Origin of the sequence: Gilvimarinus sp. DA14 (assembly GCF_024204685.1) — a bacterium.
In the GTDB taxonomy this organism is placed as follows: Bacteria; Pseudomonadota; Gammaproteobacteria; order Pseudomonadales; family Cellvibrionaceae; genus Gilvimarinus.
Window position 1 is genome coordinate 491,480 of record NZ_CP100350.1, and the last position, 20,556, is coordinate 512,035.

Annotated in this window: 19 protein-coding genes; 6 read left to right on the plus strand and 13 right to left on the minus strand. The window is 53.1% G+C overall.

The annotated features are described in order from the left end of the window. Positions 1 to 63: 63 nt before the first annotated feature. Positions 64 to 2,385, plus strand: a complete 2,322-nt coding sequence (locus NHM04_RS02055) for a TonB-dependent receptor (protein ID WP_254265391.1) — start codon at positions 64 to 66, stop codon at positions 2,383 to 2,385. Between the two features lie 313 nt (positions 2,386 to 2,698). On the opposite strand, the gene NHM04_RS02060 is transcribed toward NHM04_RS02055, so the two are convergent. The 9 genes from NHM04_RS02060 to NHM04_RS02100 all read right to left on the minus strand — a co-directional run bounded on the left by NHM04_RS02060 (position 2,699) and on the right by NHM04_RS02100 (position 9,423). Next, positions 2,699 to 4,348, minus strand: a complete 1,650-nt coding sequence (locus tag NHM04_RS02060) for a PepSY domain-containing protein (protein WP_254265392.1) — start codon at positions 4,346 to 4,348, stop codon at positions 2,699 to 2,701. Between the two features lie 3 nt (positions 4,349 to 4,351). After that, positions 4,352 to 4,633 (minus strand): hypothetical protein, encoded by a 282-nt coding sequence (locus NHM04_RS02065; RefSeq protein ID WP_254265393.1) that lies wholly within the window; start codon positions 4,631 to 4,633, stop codon positions 4,352 to 4,354. 77 nt (positions 4,634 to 4,710) lie between these two features. Beyond that, positions 4,711 to 5,178, minus strand: a complete 468-nt coding sequence (locus NHM04_RS02070; protein ID WP_254265394.1) for a hypothetical protein — start codon at positions 5,176 to 5,178, stop codon at positions 4,711 to 4,713. Next, positions 5,162 to 5,710 carry a flavodoxin gene (locus NHM04_RS02075; protein WP_254265395.1) on the minus strand — a complete coding sequence of 183 codons (549 nt, stop codon included), beginning with the start codon at positions 5,708 to 5,710 and terminating at the stop codon, positions 5,162 to 5,164. Before NHM04_RS02075 ends, NHM04_RS02070 begins: the two co-directional genes overlap by 17 nt. 318 nt (positions 5,711 to 6,028) lie before the next feature. Beyond that, positions 6,029 to 6,616 carry a YceI family protein gene (locus NHM04_RS02080; protein WP_254265396.1) on the minus strand — a complete coding sequence of 196 codons (588 nt, stop codon included), beginning with the start codon at positions 6,614 to 6,616 and terminating at the stop codon, positions 6,029 to 6,031. A 155-nt stretch (positions 6,617 to 6,771) separates the two neighbouring features. Further along, on the minus strand, positions 6,772 to 7,407 hold the full coding sequence (locus NHM04_RS02085; RefSeq protein ID WP_254265397.1) for a phosphoadenosine phosphosulfate reductase family protein: 636 nt from the start codon (positions 7,405 to 7,407) through the stop codon (positions 6,772 to 6,774). A gap of 1 nt (position 7,408) precedes the next feature. Next, positions 7,409 to 7,573 (minus strand): hypothetical protein, encoded by a 165-nt coding sequence (locus tag NHM04_RS02090; protein ID WP_254265398.1) that lies wholly within the window; start codon positions 7,571 to 7,573, stop codon positions 7,409 to 7,411. A 19-nt stretch (positions 7,574 to 7,592) separates the two neighbouring features. Further along, on the minus strand, positions 7,593 to 8,042 hold the full coding sequence (locus NHM04_RS02095; RefSeq protein ID WP_254265399.1) for a hypothetical protein: 450 nt from the start codon (positions 8,040 to 8,042) through the stop codon (positions 7,593 to 7,595). 10 nt (positions 8,043 to 8,052) lie between these two features. Then, complete coding sequence (locus NHM04_RS02100) at positions 8,053 to 9,423, minus strand: lyase family protein (RefSeq protein ID WP_254265400.1); 1,371 nt, start codon at positions 9,421 to 9,423, stop codon at positions 8,053 to 8,055. 229 nt (positions 9,424 to 9,652) lie between these two features. Here NHM04_RS02100 and NHM04_RS02105 point away from each other — a divergent pair, with 229 nt between their 5' ends. The 5 genes from NHM04_RS02105 to NHM04_RS02125 all read left to right on the plus strand — a co-directional run bounded on the left by NHM04_RS02105 (position 9,653) and on the right by NHM04_RS02125 (position 14,162). Then, entirely contained in the window at positions 9,653 to 10,294 is a 642-nt protein-coding gene (locus tag NHM04_RS02105; RefSeq protein ID WP_254265401.1) for a PepSY-associated TM helix domain-containing protein, read from the plus strand. Between the two features lie 24 nt (positions 10,295 to 10,318). Further along, positions 10,319 to 10,825 (plus strand): DUF2271 domain-containing protein, encoded by a 507-nt coding sequence (locus NHM04_RS02110; protein ID WP_254265402.1) that lies wholly within the window; start codon positions 10,319 to 10,321, stop codon positions 10,823 to 10,825. A 19-nt stretch (positions 10,826 to 10,844) separates the two neighbouring features. Next, complete coding sequence (locus tag NHM04_RS02115; RefSeq protein WP_254265403.1) at positions 10,845 to 11,666, plus strand: DUF4198 domain-containing protein; 822 nt, start codon at positions 10,845 to 10,847, stop codon at positions 11,664 to 11,666. Between the two features lie 3 nt (positions 11,667 to 11,669). Beyond that, on the plus strand, positions 11,670 to 13,184 hold the full coding sequence (locus NHM04_RS02120; protein WP_254265404.1) for an NADPH cytochrome P450 oxidoreductase family protein: 1,515 nt from the start codon (positions 11,670 to 11,672) through the stop codon (positions 13,182 to 13,184). Positions 13,185 to 13,256: 72 nt separating this feature from the next. After that, on the plus strand, positions 13,257 to 14,162 hold the full coding sequence (locus NHM04_RS02125; protein WP_254265405.1) for an alpha/beta hydrolase: 906 nt from the start codon (positions 13,257 to 13,259) through the stop codon (positions 14,160 to 14,162). 49 nt (positions 14,163 to 14,211) lie between these two features. Here NHM04_RS02125 and NHM04_RS02130 read toward each other — a convergent pair whose 3' ends face one another. The 4 genes from NHM04_RS02130 to purE form a co-directional block, all read right to left on the minus strand. After that, positions 14,212 to 17,328, minus strand: coding sequence for an efflux RND transporter permease subunit (locus NHM04_RS02130; protein ID WP_254265406.1), 3,117 nt, complete (start codon positions 17,326 to 17,328; stop codon positions 14,212 to 14,214). Continuing rightward, the gene (locus NHM04_RS02135; RefSeq protein WP_254265407.1) at positions 17,328 to 18,386 is read right to left on the minus strand and encodes an efflux RND transporter periplasmic adaptor subunit; all 1,059 of its coding nucleotides are present in this window, start codon (positions 18,384 to 18,386) and stop codon (positions 17,328 to 17,330) included. The genes NHM04_RS02130 and NHM04_RS02135 overlap by 1 nt, the downstream gene beginning before the upstream one ends. 389 nt (positions 18,387 to 18,775) lie before the next feature. Next, on the minus strand, positions 18,776 to 19,897 hold the full coding sequence (locus NHM04_RS02140; protein ID WP_254265408.1) for a 5-(carboxyamino)imidazole ribonucleotide synthase: 1,122 nt from the start codon (positions 19,895 to 19,897) through the stop codon (positions 18,776 to 18,778). Continuing rightward, positions 19,897 to 20,379, minus strand: coding sequence for a 5-(carboxyamino)imidazole ribonucleotide mutase (gene purE, locus NHM04_RS02145; protein WP_254265409.1), 483 nt, complete (start codon positions 20,377 to 20,379; stop codon positions 19,897 to 19,899). Before purE ends, NHM04_RS02140 begins: the two co-directional genes overlap by 1 nt. Positions 20,380 to 20,556: the final 177 nt, after the last annotated feature.

Consider the following 20,556-nt stretch of genomic DNA (forward strand, 5'->3'; position numbering starts at 1 on the left):
TTGCGGATTGTAATGCATGTGATAATAAATATCATTAATTGTTGCGAGTCACTTGGGGGAAACATGCTAGTAAAACACGTCGGTCGCAAAGCGACATTTGGCTTGAGCTGCCTGATTGCAGCATTAGGTGCGCAGGCACAAAGCGATAATCAGCCGCCCAGAGCGGAAGAGTTGGTGGTTACAGGGCAGAAAATCGAGCGCTCGGTACAAGATACCGCCGCCAGTGTGGCGGTTCTGACCGAGGAGTTTATGGATGACCAGCAGATCGACAGCTTTTACGGGTTGCTCGATCGGGTGCCCAATGTGCACGGTATTCTGGGCAGTGGTTTCAGCATTCGCGGTATTGATGCCTTTAACGTGTCCGGCGGCGGTAATAGTTATCTGGCCAGTGTTTACGTTGACGGAGCGCCACTGCCGTATCGTGCGATCCAAAAAGGCGGCTTTTTAACCTGGGATGTTTCTCAGGTAGAGGTGTTGCGTGGTCCCCAATCGACCCTGCAGGGGCGCAATGCGCTCGCCGGTGCGGTTATTGTGAACACCCAGGACCCGACCTATGAATGGGAGGGAAAATTGCGTTTGGGGGCGGGCGAATATGGTAAACAGCAACTGGCCTTTGCCGGTGCCGGCGCCTTAATTGACGATGTGTTGGCATTTCGTATCAGTGCCGAGCAGTATGACTTTGACGGTATTAACGACAATACTACCCGGGGTGATCATCCGGACTTTAACAACAACAATACCTACCGGGGTAAGTTGTTGTTCGAGCCAATAGAAGATTTCTCAGCGTTGCTAAGCTTCTCGCGCACTGAGACCGAGTACGGGGTGCGCTGGACCGAGCCCAACCCAGATGGCAGCGATTTTGACCATCGTATCGTAACCTTTAACGACCCTACCTTCGAGAAGAACGATGCCGACATCACCACCTTAAAACTGGATTACAGCTTTAGCGAACAGTTGCAGTTGATGTCGATTACCAGCTACTCGGACTCCAAGTACGGCTATGAGTGGGATGGCGACGCCAGCTCCGAGCCGCTGTCCATTCTGATTGATGATCGCATTGATGAAACCCTGAGTCAGGAGTTCCGTCTGGTGATGGAGTTTGATCGCTTAAGCGGTGTGGTGGGTGCCTATTATTCAGACCTGGACGTAGTGGATGAAGCCAGTGGTCAGCGTAGCTTAACGCTGCAGGAAACCGGCCTGCCCACGTTATTGGTCACCCCGCCAGAATACGGCGGTATTGGTCTGGATCAGGCCACCGCTGATATGGTGCTGTCGCTCTACGCGCCCATCGATCCGGTGCGCCTGGGCACCTACTCAAAGCTGGAACAGGGGGTGGAAACCCAAGCTGTATTCACCGACTTAACCTTCCGCGTAACCGAAAACTGGGACATCTTTGGTGGGCTGCGCTGGGATAAAGAAGAGCAGCGCAACGCCAGCGATACTCTGTACACCATCGACAACGAAGACTTACTGCCCAATCCGGCTGACTACGCTGCCAATGCGCAGCTGGCCATGTTGATTACCGGTATTAACGCGCAGTTGTATCAAATGGTTGACGATGCTTCTGGAACAGAGCCACCCGCAGATGCCAGCTTCGATGAGTGGTTACCAAAGCTCGGGACCACCTATCGTTTTAGCGACGATGTCAGCCTGAGTTTCACCTACCAGGAGGGTTACCGCTCTGGTGGCGTAGGCACCAATGTCGCGCAGGGTTCTATTTTTACCTACCAGCCGGAGTTTACCGACAACTATGAGCTGGCTTTGCGTACGGCCTGGTTAGACGGTGCCCTGACGGCCAACGCCAACCTGTTTTACATTGATTGGCAAGATCAGCAAATAGCGGTGCAGTTGTCAGGCAACGCCTACGACACGGAAACTCAAAACGCCGGCAGCTCTACCGTAGAGGGTTTTGAGCTGGAGCTTAATTACATCGCGACCGACACGCTGCAGGTGTTTGGTGGCTTGGGTTATTCGCGAACCGAGTTTGACGAATTTACCATTGTGCAGCCTACAGCGACCTATGACTTGTCTGGCCGGGCTTTTCCTCGCGCGCCCGAGTGGACCGCAAATATTGGTGCCAGTTATCACTCGCCAAGTGGTCTGTTTGCCAGCATAAATGCCAATTATGCCGACAGCTCTATCGTTGCAGTTAATCCTTACGCAAATGGTTTAAGCGAGGGTGACGAAGGTTTTGACCCAAAAAATGATCAGCGCACCTTGGTCAACGCAAAGCTTGGCTACGAGTGGGATCAGCTGGCGGTGTACGCCACTGTCACCAATCTGTTTGATGAAGAGTATGTGGAGTTGGCAAGTGTAAGCCAGCCGCCCTCGGTTACCCTGGGTGCGCCGCGTCAGTTTGGTGTGACTCTGGATTATCGTTTTTAATTAAGTGGCGGTATTTAACAAAAACGGCGCCTTAGGGCGCCGTTTTTGTGACTGGGGTTGGCTCAATGCTCAGAGTTCGTCAGACCTCTGACAATTACATAAGCGCAACCGAAGGCGGACACTGCACCGAGTGCAATAAAAATCGCCCGCGCCCAACCAAAGCCTGGTACCAGGGCGCAAATGCTGATTGCCAAGGCAGCTAGGGCAATAAGATTCAAAGCCGGTCGGGGTACCCTGGCTGGTGCTCGCCCCCGGTGCCAAAGCAATACCACGGCCAAACTCGCTACCAGCGAGACAATAATTAACAGACCACTCATTGGGCTTCCTCCCATTGATAGCGCTCGCCGGCCACGTTTGAGGGGCGGTCGAAACGACCGCTTACGGGACGGCTGGCTGGGAGTTTGCGCGCCGTCCAAAGACACAGCAGCCCGACCGCCACTAGAGTGATGTCCACGCAGGCTGTGACGGTTTTACCATTCATTAAAGCTAGGGGCAGGGCGTCGCCGGTGACAATGCCGTTAAGTACCGGAATGCCCAGCGCCAGTAAACCGCAAAGGCCAAATAATTGTTTAATGCTCTTATAAGAGTTGCCGCGCACCAGTGCGTAAAGCAACACCGCAAGCCAACTGGTAAAAAAGATTACTCCCAGCCAGTAGTTCATATGGGTGGGGGCCACTGAGAGGAGCAATTGGCCATAAAACAGCGCCAGACTTGCTACCACTAACCCCATACACGCGCCTGCGGTAAAGCGGCTGATACGTTGATAGGCGGCAACCGATAAACTGCCTTCGGGGCCGTAGGCCCGCCTTTCTATCCAAATCATCATGCCGGTTACTGCTACCAGAGCGGTGCCCACTCCCAGCAGCCCCCAAATAACTTTCACCAACAGGCCGCCGAAGTCACCAAAGTGCAGTGGGTACATCGCGTCCAGCAGTGTGCCGGTAACGCTTTGATGGCGACCAAAGGTGCTGTACTGGGCTAATGGCTCACCGGTTACCGCGTTTAGCTCGTGGGTAACAAACGCTGATAACGTATTGCCGCCTGCAGTGCTGATTGCTATCACCGCGCCACTGTCGCCCCAGCCATAAACGGTTGAATCGCGAATGATAAGTTGCGGATGCTGGCGGGAAAATTCTGTCAGCACCTGGCCCACCTGCGGCTCGGCAGGCAACCCTGTGAGTGCGGGCTGGGTTTCCGGTAAAAAAGTTTCCACCAGCTTTTCTTGATCGCCGGCAAAGCTGACAAAAGCCGCCGCCGGCACCAACAATACCAGTACTAAACCCAAAAACGCGCCGGTAAAACCGATCACCCCGTGGAACAGCAATCCCCATACGCCCAGTACTTTATGGGTGTCGGTAAACAGCAGGCGCAAACTGCGAAAGGGGCGAAAACTGAATAAGTCTTTGAGAATTTTGCGGTGAATAAGCACCCCGGTTACTACCGAGGCGAACAGGGTCAAGCCGAGTAAGCCAGTTAGCACCAAACCAATGGGATTGCCCAGGTGTAAGTCAGCATGGAAGGTGGTCATAAACCTGGCCATGTCACCGGGAAACTGGGCAAACCACTCGGCGCTGCTTCCCTCGAAAGTGTCTTCCAGGTCGAGGGTTTGCGGGTGATGACTGAATACCTGTACCCGATGTTCATGGCCACCGCTGGGTGTTTCAATTTCTTTTTCAAAGCCAAAGTAAAGTTTGGTGGCGCTGCTGTCGCCGGGCAGGGTGATACGCACATGCTCCAGGTACGACGGATCTACCTGCTTTACGTGTTGGCGCAGTAAGTAATCGATACTGGTAAAGTCGTGCTCGATGTCGCCGCGTATTTCCGGGTGCGACCAGATTTTTAACTCCGGGTGCCCAAACACGGACAATGCCCCGGTAAAAGCAACAATAAACAGCAAAATGCCGGTGACAACGCCCACCCAGCTGTGCACGATATAGAATTTTTTGGTGGTATCTCTTTGCATGGTTTATCCGGCCAGGTGTTGATAGATAAGCCCGACGTGAACCAAGCTTAATAGAATAAAAAGCAGCCAGGCGTGCCAGAGCTTTTTCACCATGGCGGCATACAGAAACAGCAGTGTCCAGGTGACCGGGAAGAGCAGAATTGGTACACCGATCCGGTCAATCTCATTCATGGGCAAATAGATTCCCGCTCCGGCGGTAATCAGTGTGGCGGCAATCAGGGCGCCCAAGAGACAGGCCAGAAGGCGCAGCTTGGGGGAGCTAAAAAGTCGTGCTGATTTGGGCATGGGTTGACCTCTATTTGAGGTCGTATCTTAACCTTGAATGCAGACGATAACAATTTTCGTTAGCGTGCAGTGGGTAGTTAATGCAGGGGGTGTTGTTGGCGCTCATCCAGAGCGAGCATTGTTTGCACCCATTCATCGACAGCGGCCATCGGCGTAAAGGCGACGTCCAGCAGTGGTGTGAGAAGCTTTTGCGTGTGACGCAATGAGTAGTGAGGTTCGAGTTGGCGTTTAACCAGCTCGACTAATTCAGGGGTATGAATAGGGTAGTCGGACTTGCGACAGGCGTAAATGAGTTCGAGCGACAGCTTTAGATAGCGGTCAATATCGCTGTGAGCGACTGTCTCTTGCTGCAGCAGAATTTCGGCGCTTTCAAACGCTGCGCCCAAGTAGGGAATGGCTTTACGGTACTGCGCCGTGTGCAGCGCCTGGCGGCCTTCACTGTGCAAGCGCTTTACCAGCGCTCGGCAGCGTGCCGGATTCTGCTGCGCCAGAGTTTTATGCCGAGCGCAGAGAAAAGGTTTTTTGTGGCTATGCGGCGTTGGCACTGGCGTATTCTGCAACTATTTGATTTACCCAGGTTTCTACACGCTCGTCGGTCAATTCAAATTGTTGATCTTCGTCGATGCCCAGGCCGACAAAGTGAGTGCGATCTTGGGTAAGAGCCAAAGACTCGTCAAAGTCATAACCCTTGGTGGGCCAGTGACCAATCACCTGGGCGCCAGCCTTGAGCACTCGCTCGTTGAGCCAACCCACGGCGTCCAAAAAGTAAAAACCGTACCCGCGCTGATCGCCTAAGCCGTATAGAGCAACGGTTTTACCCGCCAGTTTGGTGGCCAGAATCTGCTCTTCAAACTCTTCCCAATCTTCCTGAATGCCGCCGAAATCCCAGGTGGGAATCCCCATAATAATGAAGTCGAAGCCTTCAATCTCCTCAGGTGAGGTGTCAGTTACGTTGATCATCTCAACGATAACGCCGTGAGCGGCCAGGGCAGTGGTTATTTTTTCACCGATCTCTTCGGTGTTGCCGGTATCAGTACCAAAAATCAAACCGACATTGGCTTCGGTAATATCAGCCATATTGAGCTCCGTTATTACTGTGGACCATTTACCGTGGACCAGTTGCTGTAAACCTTGCTGCCTAAGAGGGGCTAGCGGGTAAGGCGTGTAGAATAATAAAAATGAAAATAATTATCAATGAGATGTGGGGGCTGGTGGTTAGATAGATTTCGCTTTTAATAGTTATCTTAAGCTTCTGAATATAAATAGCTTTTACGTGATTTCTCGTTGCGTGGGGGGAGTTAAACTTTTGTAAATTATAATTGGGTTTCAAGTTTTATAATCTCCACAGCCCGGCATCCGCTGCGGAGATCGTTGGCAGTGTGCTTTTTGCCGGGCTTAATGGCCCAGCTTAAAGGTCCATACGCCGGTTACCGGCACAACCGATTCAATACTGTTCAGGCCGGCTATGGTTTGCAACTGCTGTATACCTTCGAGTAAGGCAAAGTCTTTGGCATTTACCAAAACCGGGGCGCGGGTGGCGACCAACAGAGTTTCATCGTCCAGCTTGGTAACGGTTAGGTGTGCGGGCAGGGCTTTGGTTTGGCCGTGCAGGTTTATCTCGAGCTCTACATCGAGGTTTTGTGGCTTATTGAGTGACAACTCTTGCAGATAGTCGGCGCCAAGCTCCGCGCTTAAGGTCGCCTGGGGGAATTGCTCGGTAGTGAACAGAATGTCGCGCAGGCGTTGGTCGCGCAACTCAATCAAGGTATTGACGCTGGCAAGGTCAATGCTCACTTCAATTTTGCCTTCGTCAGTCACGCTGGCCGAAAAATTTTCGAATTGGTTGGTCTCGGCAATTACATCGTTTTTAACGGTGACAAAATGCAGGCTGGATTGCTCTGGAGCCAGCGACCAGTGCGCCAGGGCAGGCAGGCTGGTAAGAGATAAAAAAGCGAGAGTGGATATAGTTTTTACGGCGCGCATAGCTAGGCCTCGTTGCTGTGGGGCTTGTTATAAAGGGGGGTTATCGTAATTCTAATGATAATTCTTATCAAGCAGGCGCCGAGGCGAGTGCTTGATAAGTTGTGTAATTGATGAAGGGGGCTGTTTTACGTAAACGCCTGCTATTAATGGGCGGGTTAGCCGAGCTGCAAGCCGCATTCGCGATTATCTAACACCTTGGTGGGATCAAAATAATCCACGACTATGGGTAGATCATGCTCGCGCATATAGTTTTCTACTTTTTCTTTGCCCCAGTGAAAAAAAGGAGCAACTTTTAAACACTGGTGCTGATTATCCAGACTAAGGATATCCAAGTTGGCGCGATGTTCGGTTTGATCTTTGCGAATGCCGGTAATCCATATGTCCGGCTTATACTGGGCAAAGGCGCGGGCGAAAGGCTCAAGCTTTACTTCCTGGGTAAACTGTTTGTGGGCCACCTCGTCATCCAAATCGGGAAAGCCACCCAGTACCGCTTGCCGGCGAGCGCTGGTAATTTTAGGGGTAAAATAATCCACGTTAAGTTGAAAACGCTGGGTGAGTTCCTCGGCAATTTGATAAGTGGTTTTGGTGTTGTAGCCGTGATCTACGCAAATTATGGGCGTGTTTTTCCCGTGCTGGCTAACCAACTGCAGAACAGCCGCTTCGTGGGGACCGAAGTTGGTGGTGCACACAGTTTTTAGTTTTTGCTCACAAGCCCAGGCAATAATGTCTCCCGGGCTGGAATCTCGCAGTTGGGTGTTCAGGGTCGCAATCTTTTGCAGTGAAAAAGGCATATCAAATTTTCCCGGTAATTTGCCGCAGCGCCAGTTGCGTACCTAAATGCGCGGCTCGGTGTTTTAATTTAAAAACCTGTTGCTCTTTGTGTTTGTTGTGTTGGTGGAATACATCCACCTGCAAATCTGTCACGCGCTGCAGCAGCGTTTCCATTTTACGTTGCATCGACTGTTTTGTTGCCATTTTAGTGGGGGGCACTCTGGCCAGATGTTTCGTAGCTAAACAACATATTAATCCAGTCGTCGACATCGTTTATGGGGGAGAAAGCTACGTCAATTAACGGCGCTATAACCACCTCGGCGGGTAGTGGTGCAAACAATGGTTGCAAGCGCTGTTTTACGGTTTCAATTAACTCGCTTAGATCTGTGTGCGGCTTGTATTTACGCATGGCGTAAGTCAGCTCCAGCGCGGCACGCAGGTAGCGCTCGATCGCGAACTTTTGGGTTATCGGATCTTGCAGCATGGTGTCGGCCACTTCCAGTGCGGTGGCATAGTCTTTAACCGCCAGCCCCCACTGCTGCGCCTGCAAGTGTTTGCGCGCTTTGGTTTGCAGGCGACAGCCGAGCATGCCGGCATCCATAGGTTGTTGCCAGTATGCCTGTGAGGCAGCGGGCGCTGTAGTGGTTTTTTCCATAGTGAGTCACCTACTGGGTCAGTTTTCTCGGGTCGAGCAATTGTTTTAATTCATCTTCACTGATATCCGTCATTTCGGCGGCGACATCAATGACCGGGCGGCCGCTGGCGTAGGCGGCTTTGGCAATTTCCGCGGCTTTTAAATAGCCGACAATCGGGTTGAGTGCAGTAACCAAAATAGGATTGCGGGCGACAGACGCTTGCAGGCTCTGTTCATTCACCTTAAAGGTTTTGATGGCTTTGTCGGCCAATAACCGGCTGGCGTTGCTGATTAGAGTGATACTCTGAATCAGATTGTGTGCCACCAGTGGCAGGCTGACGTTCAGCTCAAAATTGCCAGATTGGCCGCCCAGGGTGATGGCGGTGTCATTACCGATAACCTGATAGCCCGCCATCACGGCGGCCTCGGGAATTACCGGATTAACTTTGCCGGGCATAATGGACGACCCAGGTTGCAGGGCTTCCAGTTCAATTTCACTTAACCCCGCTAAAGGGCCGGAGTTCATCCAGCGTAAATCGTTTGCAATTTTAATCAGGCTGACTGCGCTCGCCTTTAGTTGGCCCGATAGGGCAACGGCGGTGTCCTGGCTGCTGATATGAGTAAAAAAATCGGCGGCGGGAGTAAAGGTTAGGCCGGTTAAGGCATTGAGCTTGTTGCAAAAGGTGGCGGCAAATTGCTCGTGCGCATTGACACCGGTACCGACAGCGGTGCCGCCTTGAGCCAGACTTTGCAGCTGCGCTTGCAGGGCTTTGATATTGCCTATGTGTTGCTCAATTAACCCGGCCCAGGCGTTGATTGGCTGGCTTAGGCGCACTGGCATAGCGTCCATTAAGTGGGTGCGGCCGGTTTTGACGTATTGGTCAACACTTTGGGCTTTGTCGCGACAGCTTTGCGCCAGATGCTCCATCGCGGGAAGAAGATTCTGCGCCACCAGCAGTGAGGCGCTAACGTGTATCGCGGTGGGGATGACATCGTTACTGCTTTGGCCGCAGTTAACATGGTCGTTGGGGCTGACGCTCTGGCCGCAACTTTTACTGGCCAGGGTGGCGAGCACCTCGTTGGCATTCATATTAGTGCTGGTACCCGAGCCAGTTTGAAATACATCCACCGGAAAGTGGTGGCACAGCGCCGGGTCTTTTTGCAGCTTGTCGGCGGCGTTGACAATAGCCTCGGCGATTTCAGCGTCCAGAGTATCCAGCTCGGCATTCGCCTTGGCTGCCGACGCTTTGATAAGCAGCAGGGCGCGAATAAACGCCTCTGGCATGCTCTGGCCACTCACCGGGAAATTATTGACCGCGCGCTGGGTTTGGGCGCCATAAAGGGCGTCCAAGGGCACATCCAACTCGCCCATACTGTCTTTTTCAATGCGAGTATGACTCATGGTTTCCTCCGGCATTTCTGGGTTGACTGCCATTGCTCGTGCGTTATGAGACCAAGCTGTACTGCTGTGATTCAACAGTAGCGCATGAACTCATGCTTACACAAATGATAACGGTTATCAATACTATTTGTTCGGTTGTTTCTGTTGTTCCGACTTTACAGTGTAAAAAGATTGCGGTGACTGCCATCTGTCAATAAAATGAGAATCATTATCGAGATCGTAGGGCTCTTTGATAGGGCATCTGGCGGCGTATCAAGTGATTGGTTTGGGGGTTAATTTGCGTTTTGGAAGCCTGCGGCAGTGGCATTGGGTAAGCTCAGCCATTTGTCTGGTGGGGATGTTGTTGTTTGCTGTTACCGGCATTACGCTCAATCACGCCCATCAAATACCCGCGCAGAAATCGACCCTTAGTCTAGACGCCAGCCTGGATGGCGCTGTATTGCAACACCTGCAACTGCCAGAAGGCGAGAGCGGCCCCTTGCCCCGAGAACTGCGTTTAGAGATTCGGCGCGCTATGGGTATTTATATCAATAGCTCTGTGGAGGCAGAGTGGTACGAAGACGAAATTTACGTGCCGCTGCCCAGGCCAGGTGGCGATGCCTGGATGAGCATCGATTTGACCAGCGGCGAAGCCATATATGAAAAAACCACCCGTGGTGTCATCGCTTATCTCAATGATCTGCACAAAGGTCGCAATACCGGCACTGCCTGGAGCTGGTTTATCGATGTATTTGCTGTAGCTTGTGTTTTGTTTTCAATCACTGGCCTGTGGTTGCTCATTCGCCTGCAGAAAACCCGCCCCGGTACCTGGCCCGCAGTGGTCTTTGGGGTGTTGGCACCGCTGATTATTATTATTTTGTTTGTTCATTAAATGACAAAAGGACGCAGTAAACCCATGACCTTAGCAAAACGATTTTTTCCCCTCGCGCTTGCCGGTGCGTGCGCACCGTTGGTGGCTGCCGAATTGACTGTGGATGTGGAAATTCCAGAAATGGACGTAGCGGAATATCACCGTCCCTATGTCGCTATTTGGATACAAGATAAAAACAGTAAGGCGGTAACCAATGGCGCTGTCTGGTATCAGATTGATGACAACGGCGAAGGCGAAAAGTGGCTTAAAGATATGCGCTTGTGGTGGCGTCGCAGCGGCCGCTCGTTAGAGATGCCGATTGATGGTGTTACCGGGCCGACACGTAAGCCCGGCGCTTACCAGGTAGATTTAAGTCACTTGGCGGATGATTTGGAGGCCGGTGAGTATCAGCTTTATGTCGAGGCATCTCGCGAAGTGGGCGGGCGCGAATTATTAAACGTTGATTTTGCGTGGCCGGTTAAAAAAGCACAAACCTTAACCGCGCAAGGCGAAACTGAACTGGGCAAACTTACCGTTACTTTTAACCCCTAATAAACCACAGGAGTTGGTTATGAAATTTAAAAAATCACTGGCTATTTTAATGGCCTTGGCGCTGCCCATGGCCGCTGAGGCGCACCGTTTTTGGGTGTTGCCCGCCGCGACCGTATTGTCTGGCGACGACCCTTGGGTCACTGTAGACGCTGCAGTATCCAACGATATCTTTTATTTTAATCACTTTCCTTTAAAAGCGCATTTCTTGACAGTGGTTAAGCCCGATGGCTCCAGCGGTGAAATGCTAAACGTGAGTGAAGGTAAGCACCGCACCACTTTCGATTTAAATTTAACCGAGCAGGGCACCTACAAAGTGCTGATGGATTCTAGCGGCTTGCGCGCCAGCTGGGAAACCGAAGACGGCGAGCGTAAATTTTGGCCCGGCCGCGGTGAAAAGCCCGCACCAGGTGACTTTGAAAAGAAAGTGCCCAAGCAGGCCAAAAATCTGAAAGTGGGTCACTCTTCAACCAAGCTGGAAGCCTTTATTACTGCAGGTCAGCCCACCGACACGGTACTGGCATTAAACAATCAAGGCCTGGAAATGAAAGCGTCGGTGCACCCGAATGACTTGTTTACCGGCGAGCCGGTAGAGCTGCAGTTCTTTATGGATGGTGACGCAGTTGAAGGGGTAACGGTTGTGATTATTCCCGATGGCATGCGCTATCGCGACTCACAAGAAGCCATGAAGTTGACCACTGATAGCAACGGTAAAGTCAGCGTGGATTGGCCCAAAGCCGGCCGTTACTGGTTAGAGGCCGAGTACGAAGACGATCAAGCCAAGGCGCCAGCGACCACTCGCAGTGGTAAGTACATTGCCACCTTAGAAGTGTTGCCGCTGTAATCAATGGGCGAGTTAGAACGTATAGCGCTGGCAGCAATGCTGGCGCTTTTGTTTTTATTGTTCACCTGGTTTTGCTATCACCGCCATGGCTGGCGCCCGCGGCGCAAAGCGGTAAGCGGCAATCTGGTGATTGCCTACGCCAGTCAAAGTGGCCGCTCTCACGCACTGGCCGAGCAGTGCTGGCGAGGGTTTGAGGGCAGGGCGAGCCTGATAAATGTCAATCAATTAAGCCCACAAACCCTTTCGCAAACTCGGCAGCTGCTAATATTCGCCAGCACCTACGGTGAGGGTGAAGCGCCCGATAATGGCGCTCTTTTTGAAAAGAATCTTGCCAAGCAATCAAACGCTGAGTGGAATTTCGCTAGTACCGAGTATGCCGTTATAGCCCTGGGTGATTCTTACTACACAGATTTTTGCGCATATGGTTACCGAGTGCATAGCGTTCTAGAGCGGCTTGAAGCTCGGCCTTTAGCGCAATGTATAACACTCGATGCCAGTAAGCCCGAACAGGAGCAAGCCGCACTATTGCAGGTGCAGCGCCTAGTACATTCTATGGGTGGTAATTTTATCGCCGATAGTGCCGAGCATAATCTTATTCCCGAACGGCACACAGTGTCTCTACTAAAGCGCAAGCGGCTTAATCCGAAAAGCCCCGGTGCGCCGCTTTACCATTTGCAGTTAACAAGTGCACCGGACTTGAGTTATAGCGCAGGAGATATCGCCGAGGTGTTTCCCCGACATAATCAACGAACCTGTCAGCAGCAGTTGGCACAGCTTGGACTGAGCGAAACGGCCGTTATCTCGGTGCAGGAAAAAACCTACAATGCCATCGAGTGGCTGGCAACTCGCCAGTGGCCCTTGCCGGATAAACCGGCTGATATAGCACCAGAGAAATGGTTGGCGGAATTACCCGAGGTGGCGCCGCGTCAGTACACCATTGCCAATGCTTTCGATTGTGCAAATCTGCAGTTGGTGGTGCGCCAACAAGTTAATCAGCAGGGCGAGCTGGGCTTGGCTTCTGGTTGGTTAACCGAGCATATGCAGCTCGATGAAAAACTGGAAATATCGGTTCTCGACAATCAAGAGTTTCACACTCCGCCGCCTGCGCAGCCGTTAATTTTAATTGGCAATGGTTCTGGTATTGCCGGGCTACGCGCGCACTGGCAACAGCGTGCCCGCACCGGTGGCGAGCCCGTTTGGTTACTGTACGGGGAGCGAGATCCGCACAGCGATAAACCTTTCGCCGATGAATGTGCCGAGCTAAAAGCGCAGGGCGTATTGCAACAGATCGATTTAGTCTATTCCCGCAACGGCGAGCACTCGCAGTATGTGCAAGATCGCTTACTACAGCGCGGCGAGTTATTGCAGCAGTGGCTGCAAAATGACGCTTGCATTTATGTGTGCGGCAGCCGGGTGGGCATGGGGCAGGGCGTTCACAGCGCACTGCAAAGCCTTTTAGGTGAAGAGCGTTTACAGCAATTGCAGGCCGATGGTCGCTACCGGCGTGATGTGTATTAAGAAGGTTTTATGGCATTGAAAAATAAACGGCGGCGATGCGTGTGTGCAGCGCTCGCATCAGGAGTGCTTGTAATGCTTGGCTTCACCTCGAGCCAGATTAGCGCGCAGCCCAGCCAGAGGATTGAGAAAAACAGCGTCTTTGTCACCGGATCCCGGCACTATCACACCCACCAATTTACTTTGCCCGGGCCCGCCGGTCACGCGCCCTATCAAGTGAGTATTGCCTGGCCGCAAGGCGATATTCCCGCCGATGGTTTTGCCGCGGTATACGCGCTGGACGGTACGGCCGTAACGGGGCAGTTGACCGAGCCATTGTTGGCACAGTTACGTGCGGCCGGTGGTCCGGCCATTATTGCGCTGGGGCACGACGTCAATAAACGCTTTGCGTCGCTCGAGCGTACCTATGATTACACCCCGCCCAACGCACAGGGTGAGCCGCTCGACGATCCGATGGGGCGCGCGGGTGGCCGTGCACCCGAGTATTACCGTTTACTGGTAGAGAACATCATTCCCCGAGTGGAGAACATCGCTCCGTTAAATCCGCAGCAGCGAACCTTGTGGGGGCATTCCTACGGCGGTTTGTTCGCACTTTGGAGCGCATTTTTTGGCGATGAAAGTTTTAACCGCATCGTCGCGGTGAGCCCCGCGCTTTGGTGGAATAATGGTGAGTTTTTACATCAGCTAAATACACAGCTAAATCTGGGCGAGAAACCTGAGCTGCGCTTGGATATTCACTCGGGCAGCGCCGAGCGCAAGGGGGGCGACACACCCATAAAGCGCCATGATAATCCCGCCATCAACAATATGATTCGCATGCGCAATCAGCTGCCCGCCGAGGCACTAAAAAGTTTTTGCCGTGATCTGCGTCGCGCAGGTGTTCGCGGTGACGATGCTGTGTTTGATGGCTTAAGCCACGGCGCCACTTTTTCACGCTCGTTTGAGTTGACCGTTAAAAATGATCCGGTAAACAACCCATAAAAAAACCGGGGCGTTTTACGCCCCGGTTTTTTGCTTTTGAATTTTGTGCTTAACTCGCTCGCTTTTGTTTTAGCTCTAACACACTGATTAACAGCGCGGGTAATACCGTCAGGCTGATCAGGGTTGAAACCGCGATACCGCAGAGCACAATAATTCCCACACCGCGATACAGTTCGGCGCCCTCGCCAGGCAAAAGTACCAGCGGCGCCAGGCCGCATAAAGTGGTAACGGTGGACATCACAATCGGTTTGAGCCGGGTTGCCAGCGCGTCCATTACCGCTTGATAAACCGATGTGCTAGCCTCGCTTAAATTGCGGCGGGTTTGGTCCACAATCAAAATGGGGTTGTTGACTACGGTGCCCAGCAAAATCAAAAAGCCCAGCATGGTAATCATATCGAAGGGTTGATGAAATCCGCCCAGCCCCATCGCTTGCACCGCACTGCCTACACCGTTTATCGCTACCAAACCCAATAAGCCACCGGCCATGCCCAAGGGCACGGTCGCCATAATAAACAGCGGATAACCCCAGTGTTTAAAAATGGCCACCAGCAGCAGGTAGGACAGTACCAGCGCCACCAAAAAGTTACCCGAAAGCGCATTGCGGGTTTGTTCCAGCTGGTCGGCCGCGCCGCCGATGCGGATATCGACCCCGGGCAATAAATCCCCCTGGTCGCGCAACTTGGGTAGCAATTGCTCGCGCACCATCTGTTCGGCGCGCTCCAGTGCTACCTCGCGCGGGGGAATAATATAAACGGTGACTGTGCGACGGCCGTTAACCCGGCGCAAGCTTTCGCTGTCTGACTTTTCCACCAGATCCGCAAGGGCCGACAAAGGCAGCAAGCCTGCGCTGGTGGATACAGGAGCCTGGCTGAGTTGTTCCAGGCTCTGGCGGTTGCCGGCATCGGAGAATAAAAAGACATCGACTTTGTCATCGTCAATAATCAGCTCGTCCACATAAGCGCCGTCACTGAGCGCGGCAATCACATAACCCAGTTCATCGGCGTCCATACCCACTTCGGCCAATCGCTGCCAGCGCGGTTGCAATTCGACCAGCGGCTGATCCAGCGTCAAGGATGACGGGTTGGAATCCACCTGCGGGTTGTCAAACACATCGCTGGCTAAACGGTAAATAGCATCGGCGGCGCGATACAAGGCGGTTTGCTCGGTGCCGCTAATGTCCAGTGCCACCGCGCGGGTGCCGCCGTCATTACTGGTAATAATCGAGCCACGCGATGAGAAGGCGCGCATGCCCGGATAGGCGCGGAATTTTTCGGTGATGGTCTCCATCATGACGGCGATATGATCCGGGTTCACCGGCTCGCTCAAAAACCAAATGCGTCCCACCTGGACCGACAGCATGTAGTACTTGAGCGGCGGCATGGCTGTTTCGCCCGCTTCGAACGCGCTGGGGTCACTTTGCAAATGCTGATCGAAATAGGGGCGCAGCTCTTCGGCAATTTTTTCCATGTGCGACATGTTGTAGCCGGGCGGGGCGATCATCATGGAAAAAGCTTTGGGCTCTTCGCCCTCGGGCAGGTATTCGGCCTCGGGCATCAGCAGCCAGCTGCCGCCTAAAAACAGCAAAATCGCGCCGATTAAAATGATGCCGCGCGCCTTGGTTTTTTGCAGCAGGGCGGGAATAAATTTGGGGAGTGTTAAGGTCACGGCCTCGGCTTTGCTGCGGCACACTAAATTTGCACTGGCGGCCGGCACCACCCAAATCGCTACCAGCATGGAGGCGATAATCGCCGCGGAAATAGCGATGGCAATATCCGAATACAGTTGTCCGGCTTCTTGCTCAATAAACAAAATAGGGGCGAAGACCAGTACCGTGGTAAGGGTAGAGGCGAGCACCGCAGGCCAGACTTCGGTTACGCCGGTAATGGCCGCGTCCAGGGCGTTGAGGCCCCGGCGCCGCGCCTGGTTTATGTTCTCTAGCACCACAATGGTGTTATCCACTGTCATGCCAATGGCAAAGGCCACCCCCGCTAGGGAGATCACATTAACGGTGCGGCCAAACATTAACAGCCCTAGAAAAGCGGCGATGGTACAAATCGGAATACCCATAACGCCCACCAGGGTGGAGCGGGGGCTTTTAAAAAACCAAAACATCACCAAAGTGGCCAGTACCGCGCCGAGGAACAGGTTGGTCCAAACGTTTTTAACCGAGCCTTCAACATAGCGCACATCGTCGCTCATTAGCGACATAGTCAAGCCGTTGGCAGCCAGTTGGTCGCGGTTGATGCGCTCGACCACGGCCATCATCTCTTCTTTAATGGCCATGACATTGGCGCCGCTTTCGCGTTTCACCGATACGGTTAACGAGCGCTCGCCATTGCTGTAGGTCATGGCGCGAAGCTCAAAGTGATCCAGTGAAATATCGGCCACATGCTTAAGTAAAATACTGGTTTGCCCGCGCTGCGTAATGACTAGATTCTCCAGCGCCTGGGCGGATTCAAACCGGCCCACCATACGCATTAGGTAGCGGCGTTTGCCGCTGTCAATGTCGCCCGCCGAGCTGTCGCGGTTGCGCGCGCGAATGGCGTTGCGCACATCGGTTAAGCTGACGCCGCGACTGGCGAGTTTTTGTGGGTCCACCAGAATTTGCACCTGACGTAACGCACCGCCGTTAACATCCACTTGTGATACACCCGTCACCCGTTCCATCTGCGGGCGAATGTTGTCTTCGGCGTAATCGCGCAGCAGGTCAACGTCCAGGTTGCGCGGGTTGCCGGGCAGGGGCTTTAAGGTGAAGTACATAAACGCGTTGCTGGAAAACGCGCTGCTGTAAAGTACCGGCTGATCGACATTCTCGGGGTAACTGGGCACCTGCGACAGGGCATTGCTGACGTTAATCAGCGCCTCGGTAATGTCCACGCCGAAGGGAAATTCCAGGGCAATCTCGGCCTGGCCGGTTTCGGCAAAGCTGGACATGCGCTTCATGTCGGGGATTGAGCGCAGGTAACGCTCCTGCTCAATCAGAATTTCTTTTTCCACATCCTGCGGTGTGGCGCCCGCCCAGCGGGTGACCACACTGATGGTGCGCACTTCCAAATCGGGAATCATCTGCACCGGAATTTTCAGCGCGGCCACTGTGCCCAGTACACACAGGATCAGTACACCCACTGCCACCAAAATGGCGTGTTTAACGGCTCCTGCCAGCATTAGCGCACCTCACCCGTATTGCCGACCACTTCAACGGTTTGGCCGTCTTGTAGCAGCTCGTTGCCCTCGGTAACTACCGATTGGCCAACCTCAAGGCCCGAGAGTATTTCAATATGGCCGTTGACTCGTTGGCCAATTTCAACACTTTGGCGCTTGGCTCGATTTTGCTCCACCACGAATACGCTGTAGCGGCGGTCGGGCTGGCGCAATAGCGCGTCACTCGGAATCATGACCACGCTGGCCTCGCTGTGATTAAGAGGGATGCTGACTCGCGCTGACAGCCCCGCTTGCAGTTCGTCGGTTTGGGGCAGGGCAAGGCGGAGTAAAAAGCTGCGGTTCAGGCTGTCGATGACGGGGATTTTGGCCAGTATTTGCGCGTCGTAGGTGGTATCACTGTGGGCATCAAAGCGCACCTTCACCTTGGCATTATCTTGCAGACGGTTTACGTATTCTTGCGGCACGGCAATGTCCAGCCACAGAGTTTGATTACTGACCAGCTCAAAGGCGGGATCCCCCCGGTTTAGCCACTCGCCCAAGTCTATGTTGCGCTGGGCAATGACACCGCTAAAGGGGGCGTATAGCTGATGCCGGGCCACCAGCTCTTGCTGGTAATCGAGTTCGGCCTGGGCGCGAGCGCGATTAGCTTTTGCCTCGGCTACCAGAGATTCTCGCTGCGCCAGCTCGGTCTGCGCGACAAACTGCTTATCGCTGAGCGCACGGGCTTCATCCAGGCGGCGCTGGGCTTCTTTTAACACCACATCTTGCTGGGTGAGGGCGGCTTGCAAGCTGGCAACTTGGGCTTGAGCGAGGGCGGCATCCAGCTCGAGCAACAGGTCGCCTTTTTTTACGGTATCACCTGCCTCGGCGTGCAGGGCAGTGACTATACCTTCATTCAGGCTGGACAGCTCGGCGTGTTCGGCGGCGCGCGTGGTGCCGGTTAGCGCCAGTGTGCGCTGCACCGAGTCGGCCGTAATAGGAGATACCACCACCCGCGCGGCATCCTGTGCAAACACGCTGACGGCCCACAACAATGCCGCCACAGAAATAATGTACTTCATCCCAGTTACCTTTTTATTCGCTGTCTCGATTAACGGCTTTTTCCAGAGGGTGGATCACACACGTTTGTGCGCTCTAAAACCGCATCTCACATTACCATAAATAAGAACTACTTCTATTTGAAATGATGTTTTTTTACATAGTCACGGAACTTGTTATGCAAGTAAGCGAGGGGCGATTATGTCAGGGGAATGACAAGGTTTAATTTTTGGACAGCGAGTTGGGATAATCGCCGCGACTAATGACACTTTTGAAAGTTGGGAGACTTAAACTCTGGGTGCAGCAGCGATAGTAGCTTTTATTTTAATAAAAAGGACTTCGTGGAATGGCGCGTCGCAAAGATACACCAGCAGCCAATAAATACCGCTGGCATATCTGATTTAAAACTACGCTAGTTTCGGTAAACTTTTTCTTTAAGTGTTTTTAAGCGCGTTTTTACGGCATTGGGGTTTGTATCCGTAAGCACTAAGTGACCCAGTTTGCGTCCAGGCCGTACTGATTTGTTGTACCAGTCCAGCGCAACCTTATCTTCCATTTGCGTGTTTTGATCCAGTTCAACACCCAGCAAATTTAACATGCCTGCACTACCCATTAGCTCGGTTGAGCCTAGCGGCCAGCCCGCTATCGCACGCATATGGTTCTGAAACTGACTGGCCACACTGCAGTGCATGGTCCAGTGGCCGCTGTTGTGAACACGCGGCGCCAGTTCGTTTACCCACAGTTGGTCCTGAGTAACAAAACATTCCATCGCCATTACACCCACGTAATCAAGCTTTTCCAAAAGTCGTTGGATGCTGGCTTGGCCTTGCTCTGTAAGGGCGCTGGATAAATCCGGGGCAGGGGAGACCGAGTGCAACAAGATGCCATTGTCGTGCACATTTTCGGTGGCCGGGTAAAAGCGCACTTCGCCGTTTGTGGCACGCATAGCAATAAAAGAAACCTCGCGGTCGAACTTCATAAACGGCTCAGCCACATAGGGCACGGCGCCGTCAGACTGGGGCTCAAAATGCGCGTCCTTAATAAATTGCTCTACATCTTCGTCGTTGAACAAACGCCACTGGGCTTTGCCGTCATAGCCTTGCTCGGTGTGTTTTAACACCATCGGAAAACCTAACTCAGCTACCGCTGTTTGCAGATCTTCTGCCGCGCCCACGCTTACAAACGGAGTGTGCGATACCTCGCAATCAATCAGCAGTTGTTTTTCGCGGCGGCGGTTTTGACAATGGTAAATCGCGGTCGGATTCGGGTGTACACTGCAATGTTTGGCCAATTTTTTTAACGGGTCTAAGGAACACTGTTCGCGCTCGACCGTCACCACATCTGGCTCGCCTGCGGCCTTAAATAAGGCATCGGCGGTGGGGTAATCTTCCACCGCGATTATGTTTCCCAACCCGGTTACCGGTGCTGTATCTTCATTGTTTTCCGATAAAAAGCTGAAGCTCATGCCCATGGGGATACCCGCCAGGGCCATCATCCTTGCCAGCTGGCCACAGCCAAGAATGGCAACATGCATTATTCAACCTCCACAGGAACAGAGTCAGTCTGACGGGTGCGCCACTCGATAAAGCGTTTGCTTAATTCCGCGTCGCTAAGGGCAAGAATTTGCGCCGCCATAACACCGGCGTTAGCCGCGCCAGCCTCACCAATAGCCTGTGTGGCAACCGCAACGCCCTTGGGCATCTGCACAATAGAAAGCAGGCTGTCCAAGCCTTTTAACTGACGACTGGAAACCGGCACAGCCACCACAGGAATATGCGTCATCGCGGCGGTCATTCCCGGCAGGTGTGCTGCACCTCCCGCACCAGCAATAATCACCTGAATTCCGCGCCCGGGCGCTTCTTCTGCAAATTCACATAAGCGCTGTGGCGTACGGTGCGCTGAAACCACGCGGGTTTCATAAGCAACACCCAGCTCATCTAATACGTCGGCGGCCAAACGCATAGTCGGCCAGTCGGAACGGGAACCCATAATGATGCTGACAACGGGATCTTGCATAAATAACCTCGAAATGGCGAGAGTCTGTAACGATAAGAAAACCGCGCATTTTACCGGATTATGTCCAGATAATCCTAATTTTTGGTCTGTAGGCACCGAAAGGGACTGCCTGAGCGTGGTACGGCGGTGTTTACTGCCCGCAGGTGCGTATTCGGGGGTGTGATACAGAAGTAAAGC

Excerpts from the sequence above, each read along its gene's own strand:
- NHM04_RS02080 (WP_254265396.1), bottom strand. The coding sequence starts at position 6,616 with ATGCGCGCCGTAAAAACTATATCCACTCTCGCTTTTTTATCTCTTACC.
- NHM04_RS02095 (WP_254265399.1), bottom strand. The coding sequence starts at position 8,042 with ATGGAAAAAACCACTACAGCGCCCGCTGCCTCACAGGCATACTGGCAA.
- NHM04_RS02125 (WP_254265405.1), top strand. The coding sequence starts at position 13,257 with ATGCTTGGCTTCACCTCGAGCCAGATTAGCGCGCAGCCCAGCCAGAGG.
- NHM04_RS02130 (WP_254265406.1), bottom strand. The coding sequence starts at position 17,328 with ATGCTGGCAGGAGCCGTTAAACACGCCATTTTGGTGGCAGTGGGTGTA.
- NHM04_RS02120 (WP_254265404.1), top strand. The coding sequence starts at position 11,670 with ATGGGCGAGTTAGAACGTATAGCGCTGGCAGCAATGCTGGCGCTTTTG.
- NHM04_RS02055 (WP_254265391.1), top strand. The coding sequence starts at position 64 with ATGCTAGTAAAACACGTCGGTCGCAAAGCGACATTTGGCTTGAGCTGC.
- NHM04_RS02100 (WP_254265400.1), bottom strand. The coding sequence starts at position 9,423 with ATGAGTCATACTCGCATTGAAAAAGACAGTATGGGCGAGTTGGATGTG.
- NHM04_RS02115 (WP_254265403.1), top strand. The coding sequence starts at position 10,845 with ATGAAATTTAAAAAATCACTGGCTATTTTAATGGCCTTGGCGCTGCCC.
- NHM04_RS02110 (WP_254265402.1), top strand. The coding sequence starts at position 10,319 with ATGACCTTAGCAAAACGATTTTTTCCCCTCGCGCTTGCCGGTGCGTGC.
- NHM04_RS02090 (WP_254265398.1), bottom strand. The coding sequence starts at position 7,573 with ATGCAACGTAAAATGGAAACGCTGCTGCAGCGCGTGACAGATTTGCAG.
- NHM04_RS02060 (WP_254265392.1), bottom strand. The coding sequence starts at position 4,348 with ATGCAAAGAGATACCACCAAAAAATTCTATATCGTGCACAGCTGGGTG.
- purE (WP_254265409.1), bottom strand. The coding sequence starts at position 20,379 with ATGCAAGATCCCGTTGTCAGCATCATTATGGGTTCCCGTTCCGACTGG.
- NHM04_RS02135 (WP_254265407.1), bottom strand. The coding sequence starts at position 18,386 with ATGAAGTACATTATTTCTGTGGCGGCATTGTTGTGGGCCGTCAGCGTG.
- NHM04_RS02075 (WP_254265395.1), bottom strand. The coding sequence starts at position 5,710 with ATGGCTGATATTACCGAAGCCAATGTCGGTTTGATTTTTGGTACTGAT.
- NHM04_RS02140 (WP_254265408.1), bottom strand. The coding sequence starts at position 19,897 with ATGCATGTTGCCATTCTTGGCTGTGGCCAGCTGGCAAGGATGATGGCC.
- NHM04_RS02085 (WP_254265397.1), bottom strand. The coding sequence starts at position 7,407 with ATGCCTTTTTCACTGCAAAAGATTGCGACCCTGAACACCCAACTGCGA.
- NHM04_RS02065 (WP_254265393.1), bottom strand. The coding sequence starts at position 4,633 with ATGCCCAAATCAGCACGACTTTTTAGCTCCCCCAAGCTGCGCCTTCTG.